The sequence below is a fragment of the Mycobacterium angelicum genome, assembly GCF_002086155.1.
Classification (GTDB): domain Bacteria; phylum Actinomycetota; class Actinomycetes; order Mycobacteriales; family Mycobacteriaceae; genus Mycobacterium; species Mycobacterium angelicum.
In genome coordinates this window covers 259,666-265,848 of record NZ_MVHE01000003.1, presented here as the reverse complement: position 1 = coordinate 265,848, position 6,183 = coordinate 259,666, and the positions used below count along the sequence as shown (strand labels likewise).

The 6,183-nt window shown below is 68.0% G+C and carries 4 protein-coding genes; 1 reads left to right on the top strand and 3 read right to left on the bottom strand.

The annotated features are described in order from the left end of the window. A partial coding sequence (locus BST12_RS03875) for a PE family protein (protein ID WP_083111683.1) occupies positions 1–920 on the bottom strand: 920 nt, incomplete at its 3' end. Between the two features lie 143 nt (positions 921–1,063). On the opposite strand from BST12_RS03875, the gene BST12_RS03870 reads away from it, so the two are divergent. Continuing rightward, a complete protein-coding gene (locus BST12_RS03870) occupies positions 1,064–1,753 on the top strand; it encodes an LppX_LprAFG lipoprotein (protein ID WP_083111682.1) in 690 nt (229 codons plus the stop codon). On the opposite strand, the gene BST12_RS03865 is transcribed toward BST12_RS03870, so the two are convergent. Together BST12_RS03865 and BST12_RS03860 are read right to left on the bottom strand one after the other, a co-directional pair. Beyond that, positions 1,713–4,334 (bottom strand): MMPL family transporter, encoded by a 2,622-nt coding sequence (locus tag BST12_RS03865; RefSeq protein ID WP_083111681.1) that lies wholly within the window; start codon positions 4,332–4,334, stop codon positions 1,713–1,715. The two genes, BST12_RS03870 and BST12_RS03865, sit on opposite strands and share 41 nt — an antisense overlap. 7 nt (positions 4,335–4,341) lie before the next feature. Beyond that, on the bottom strand, positions 4,342–6,090 hold the full coding sequence (locus tag BST12_RS03860; RefSeq protein ID WP_083111680.1) for an AMP-binding protein: 1,749 nt from the start codon (positions 6,088–6,090) through the stop codon (positions 4,342–4,344). Between the last annotated feature and the right edge of the window lie 93 nt (positions 6,091–6,183).

The following is a 6,183-nucleotide window of genomic DNA, read 5'->3' as shown; positions in this document are numbered from 1 at the left end:
CCGTTAGCGTCGCCGCCTGCGCCGCCGGCGCCGCCGGGCGCTCCGTCACCGCCCGCGCCGCCGGCGCCACCGCCACCGCCGCCCCCAATGCCCGTGGCTCCAGCTGCGCCGGCGCCCCCGGTCTGTCCGGCAATCCCGTTGGTGCCTGCCCCGCCTCCGGTGCCGGTTAGGGGAGAACCGGCGCCGCCGGGCGTGGCATCGGGCTGGGTCACATGCTGGGTCGGGTTGACCCCCGCTGCGCCTGAGGCCCCGTCGCCGCCGGCCCCGCCGGCCCCGCCGTTACCGATCAGCAGGGCGTTGCCGCCGGCCCCGCCCATCGCGCCGGCGCCACCTTGGCCGCCATTGCCTCCGGCGCCGTACAGCCAGCCGCCGTTGCCGCCGCCCCCGCCCATGGCGCCTGCTCCGCCGCCGCCGCCGCGGCCGCCCGCGCCGATCAGCCCCGCATTCCCGCCCCGAGTGCCGGCCACCCCGGCCGTCGTGCTGGTGTAGCCGGCTCCGCCGTTGCCGTACAGCAGGCCGCCGTCACCGCCGCCTCGACCAGGGGAAACAGCATCCGCGCCGTTGCCGATCAGCGGGCGTCCCAGCAGAGTTTGGGTGGGCGCGTTGATCGCATCGAGCAGGCACTGTAGCGGGTTGGCGTTGGCGGCCTCGGCGGCGGCGTACCACCCTGCACTGTTGCGCAGAGCCTCGACAAAACGGTCGTGGAACGCCGCCGCTTGGCTGCTCAGTACCTGGTAATTCTGTGCGTGGCTGCCGAACAGCGCCGCAACAGCTGCCGACACTTCATCTTCGGCGGCGGCCAGCAGCCCGATAGTGGGAGCCGCGGCGGCCGCGCTGGCAGCGCCGATCGCCGACCCGATCCCGCCTGCTTGCTCGGCCGCGACCGAGAGCAGCTGTGGTGCTGTGGCCACAAATGACATGGGGAACCTCCCGACAGCTCGTCCATACCGCGACCGGCGCCGACTCATCGTAAGGGGATCCGTTTCACGCCCTTGCGAAATCGCTCAAGTCCGGCGTCTAAGCTTGGCGATTCACCCAAAGGTTGAGGCGAGGTTCAATATCTATGGCAACACGGGTCACTACAGCTGCGGTTATCGGAATGGCCTGCCTGGGCTTACTGCTGTCCGGTTGCTCCTCGTCCAAGCCCGATTCCGGGGCACAGAGTTCGCCGGCCAGCTCGACGGTCGACTCGCCGCTGATGGCCGACGTGCGCCAGTCCGTGGACGCCACCAAGGCCCTGAACAGCGCGCACCTGGCGGTCCGGACGACCGGACAAATCGACAGCATGCTGGGTATCACCAGCGCCGACGTCGATGTCCGGGCCAACCCGCTTTCGGCAAAGGGTGTGTGCACCTACCACGACGAGTCGGGCGTCCCGTTCCGGATCAAAGACGACAACATCTCGGTGAAGCTGTTCGACGACTGGACCAATCTCGGCTCCGTCTCCGACCTATCGGCCTCGCGGCTGCTCGACCCCATCAACGGGGTGGCGAAGATGCTGTCCGGGGTCACCAATCTGCAATCGCAGGGGCCCGAGACGATCGACGGCGTTCCCACCACCAAGATCACCGGAACCCTGCCGCCGGACACCGTGAAGATCCTGGTTCCCGACGCCAAGAACTCGGCGCCGGCCACGGTGTGGATTGCCTCGGACGGTTCACACCGCCTCGTTCAGGCCCGGGTTGACCTCGGCTCCGGCAAGACCCTCCAGGTCACGCTGTCGAAGTGGAACGAGCCGGTAAACGTCGACTAACCGCCGGCACCAACCCGCGCCTGGCCGCGGTCAGCGCTAAGACCCCGATCACGACCCCTATCACGACAACGCCGCCGACCTGACCGAGTGCGCTGAACGAAGCGCCGGACACCAGCAGCAGTCCACCCCCGAAAACGGCGCCGAGCGCCGCCAGTGGCGCAAGCCCAACCCGAGCCAGCAGATAAGGCACGCCGCACGCCGCGAGGATGGCGAACGACACCGGGGCCACCGACGCGTGCAGGGCATGGCCTAGCAGGTACTGCCACACCGCAACCGAAATCCCCAGGGCCGCAAGGTAAGACACCATCACACCAAGACCGGTCACCAGACCGGTCAGGGCGCCACGCCACATGCTGGCCAGCGCCAGCACCGCGAACAGTGTGGCGGCCAGTAGCACCGCGTCGTGGGTGACGGCGCCGCGGACGGTCGCGGCCACCTGCGCGGCTCCGCTCAGCGTGATCTGGCTGTCGACGAGGCTTCCGTACTTCGTCGCGTTGTCCGTGACGTCCTGCAGCTGCTGCGCCCGCGCCGGTCTATCCGCGGCGGAGAAAACGAACAGCCGGGTCGCCGTACCGTCCGGGGAGAACATGGTCTTTCGCACGTTCTGGTAGGACGGATCCGCCAGTGCCTTTCTGGACAGGTAGAAGCCGCCCTCGCCGGTGTCGGCGAAATCGTTGCTCAGGCTCCTCAGGAAAGCCGACAGCTGCACGACTTGCGGGATTGTTTCCTCGACGGTCCGTTCCAAGGTGGGCACAAACGAGCGCAACTGGCCCAACGCCGACTGCATTTCGGCCACCGCGTGCGGGGTGGAGGCGAATGCGCCCACCGTCTTGGCCGATAACGCTGCGATGCGATCCGCGCCATCGGAGAGCACGACGACGTCGGCGACCACTTTGTCGAGGGGATCGATGACCTTGCGGGCGGCCGAACACAGCGCGTCGGCCGGGCAATTCTGGACTCCACCCGCCCAGTCGCGTACCGGGTCCAGATATGCCGACACCTGCACGGTGGTGTCCTTGACGTTGCGCGTGCCGGCCACCACGCGGTTGACGACCTGCTGTATCTCGCCCACCCCGGCCAGGCCGGTGGTCACGCTGTTTTGCAGCTCGTTGACCGCACCGGTCACCTGATCGAGCGCGGATGCCAGCGACTTGATCGCATTCACCTGAGGCACGAACGTCACGGCCTGCCGGTCCAGCTGATCGCCCAGTCGTCCGGCCGCCGCCGTTAGCGAGGCCTCGGTCCAGGGAATTCCGGCCGGCCACGCCGCCGACTCCACCTTGCGGACACCGGGTATACCCATCAGCCGCCGGCTCACCGCGTCGATGGCGATCAGGCCCGCCGGGTCGCGCAGGTCGTGGTCGGACTTGATCACCACCACGTCGGGCAGCGATCGGCCCGGGGCGAATTGGCCGCTGGTTGCCGTGGCCTGGCTTTGCGGTGCGTCCCAGCGCATCCCGATGACGGGCAACGCGCACAGGACCAGCACCACCGCGACGGCCACCCCCGGATGGGGTAACCAGACCGGCGGCGCCCAGGTGCGGCCGTCGGCGCGCGGTGGCGCTGGGGGCAACGTCGATCCGAGGGCCGGCCCGATCAGAGCGGGCAGCAAAGTCAACGAAGCCGCAAGTGCCACAACGACACTCACCGCGGCAATACCCACACTGTGCAACGCCGGGGTCCGGGCAAGCAGCAGCGGGGCGGTGAGCAGCGCGACGCACGCCCCGGGCAGGGCCAGCGCCGGCAACATGTCCCGATATCGGCCGGCGGGCTCCTCGGCATCGGGTTCGCGGCGGGCAACGAGCATGGCGGATGCGGCGAGTACGGCGACCGCCAGGACAGCGCCAAGGGTCACCGCGAACACCGAAACACCGCGCAACACCACAACCAGCGGCCACGCCACCGCCGCCGACAGTGCGGCGCTCAGCAGCACGGATCCCACCGAAGATCCCACCGAGAACATGGACAGCCCGGCCCGCAGCAACAGCGCGACGGCGATCAGCACCGCGGCGGCCACGATCGCCGCGCCCTGCCATGCGGTCATGTGCAGCGGCATGTCGTCGGTGGTCTCCGGAACCGCGATGCGGGCGCGCAGTCCCACGCTCGGGGCAATCCTGTGCACCACCGAGCGGGCGGCTTCCAGCGATTGCCGCGCTTGGGCGCTGCCCGCCTCGCCCTTGAGCCACAGCATCGCGATACCCGACCGGCCGTCGTGGCCCGTTCCCAGCGGGGCGGTAAGCGGATCCGACCACCAGTCGAGGACGGATCCCACGTGCGCGGTGTCGGCGCGCAGGGCGCTGACGGCGGTGTCGTAATACTGCTTGTCCGCCGGGCCCAGCGTGTCGCGGCCGTCGATCACCAGGTAGGCGATGGCGTTGGTGCCGGTGCCCGGGAACGCTTGGCCGATCCGGTTGGCGGCGGCACTCGTAGCGCCCTGGGGCAGCAGCGTCGAGCCGGCATCGCCGGCCGTCACGTGCGTGAGCGTGAGCACCACGTTCGCGATCACCGCCACCGCAATCCAGGCGGCGATGACGACGAGTTTGGCGAGCCGCGATCGGGGTTCGGCTGCGTCAGTACGCACGGTGCTGCTAAACGTCCAAGCGGGCGAACTGATCCTGGCGGTACTGCTCGACACAGGCCCCCCGCCTGACCTTGCCGCTAGTGGTGATGGGGATCGAGCCCGGCGGTACCAGAACCAGGTCCGCGGCACTCAGGCCGTGCGACGTCGAGAGCGCCGAGGTGACTTCGCGCTTGATGGCGCCCATCCGGTCGGCGAAGATCCCGGCGTCGGAGTCGGAGTCGCGCTTCCTGAATTCGATTATGGCGACCAGCTTTTCGGTGCTGCGGTCGCCCGGAACCGCGATCGCCGCGCAGCGACCCCGGGTGATCTCCTGGATCGTGGCCTCGATGTCGTCGGGAGAGTGGTTGCGGCCGTAGACGATCAGCAGATCTTTGATCCGGCCGATGATGAACAATTCGCCGTCGGCGACGAAACCCGAGTCGCCGGTGCGCAGCCACGGTCCGGTTGGTGTCCCGGCCGAGGGGTTGACGATCTCGGCGCCGAAGGTGCTTTCGCTTTCTTCGGATCGCTGCCAATAGCCTTCGGCGACGTTCTCGCCGTGCACCCAGATCTCGCCGGCCTCGCCCTCGCCGCGTTCGATGCAGGTGTCGGGATCGACGATGCGCACGATCGGCGATTTCGGCACCAGGTAGCTCACCAAGGGTGTGCCGCTGCCGTTTTCGGCGCGCACCGCTTTGCCGTCGGCCAATTTCTCGGACGCGAAGTCCAGGAGTTTGGGCGGTTGGCCCGGCCTGCTCGTCGCTACGTACACCGTTGCCTCGGCGAGTCCATAGGAGGGCCGGATTACGTTGTCGGACAAGTTGAATCGCGCGAAGCGGTCCGCGAAGCGCTTGAGGGTCGCGGGCTGTACCCGCTCGCTACCGCTCAGGATGGTGTGCACATGGCTGAGATCATGGCCGGCCATGTCGGCATCAGAAACTTTCTTTGCCGCCACCTCGAAGGCGAAGTTCGGCGCGGCTGAAAAGGGTTGAGAACTGCCGGCCAGCATGTGCATCCACCGGGCGGGGCGCTGCAAAAACGACACCGGGCTGGTGAGCACCGCCGGAACTCCCAACAGGATTGGCGCACACACCCCCAGCACCAAACCCATGTCGTGGTAGAACGGCAGCCACGAGACCAGTGTCAGATCCGGCGGGGCAATCCCGTCGGAGTGGGCGAAGTAGCCGGCCATCAGTTGTTCGAGGTTGGACCGAAGGTTCTGATGGGACATGATGACGCCGGCCGGCGTGCGGGTCGACCCGGATGTGTACTGCAGATACGCAATGGGCGGATGACTCTCGTTTCCGCCGCCAGATCCGTTGGGGGAGTCCAGATCCAAGGCATCCACCGCGATGATGGCTGGGGAGCGGTCGAGCGACTGCGTCGTAATATGTTGCGCCACATCGTCTATCACCGACGAGGTGGTGAGCACGGCGACCGGTGCGGCGTCGCGCAGCACCGAATCCACCCGTTCGTCGCTGGCACCACCCTGGGGCACCGAAAGCGGAACCGCGATGAGTCCGGCCTGCAGCGCGCCGAAGAAAGCGACGATGTAGTCGAGTCCCTGGGGGGCCAGAATCACCACACGATCACCGGCAGAACCGCTCTTACCGAGTTCCTGCGCCAGGTTGCGAATGCGCCGGTACAGCTGCGCCCACGTCAAGCTCTGTGCAACGCCGTCCCAATCCTGCTCGTAATCGAGGTAGGTGAACGCCGTGTCATTGGGCTGCAGACGGGCCCAGTCGCGCAGCACGGCGGGCAGGGAACGCACATTCATGGGCACGACGTTACCGGCGTCGTTATGCGGGCAGAAACGGAATCGTCCCGACGAGCCCGTGACCTGCGGTTCTGTACCGGCCAAGCGCGGATC

Bases quoted from the DNA above. Each gene is read 5' to 3' on its own strand.
- BST12_RS03870 (WP_083111682.1), top strand. From the start codon at position 1,064: ATGGCAACACGGGTCACTACAGCTGCGGTTATCGGAATGGCCTGCCTG.
- BST12_RS03860 (WP_083111680.1), bottom strand. From the start codon at position 6,090: ATGAATGTGCGTTCCCTGCCCGCCGTGCTGCGCGACTGGGCCCGTCTG.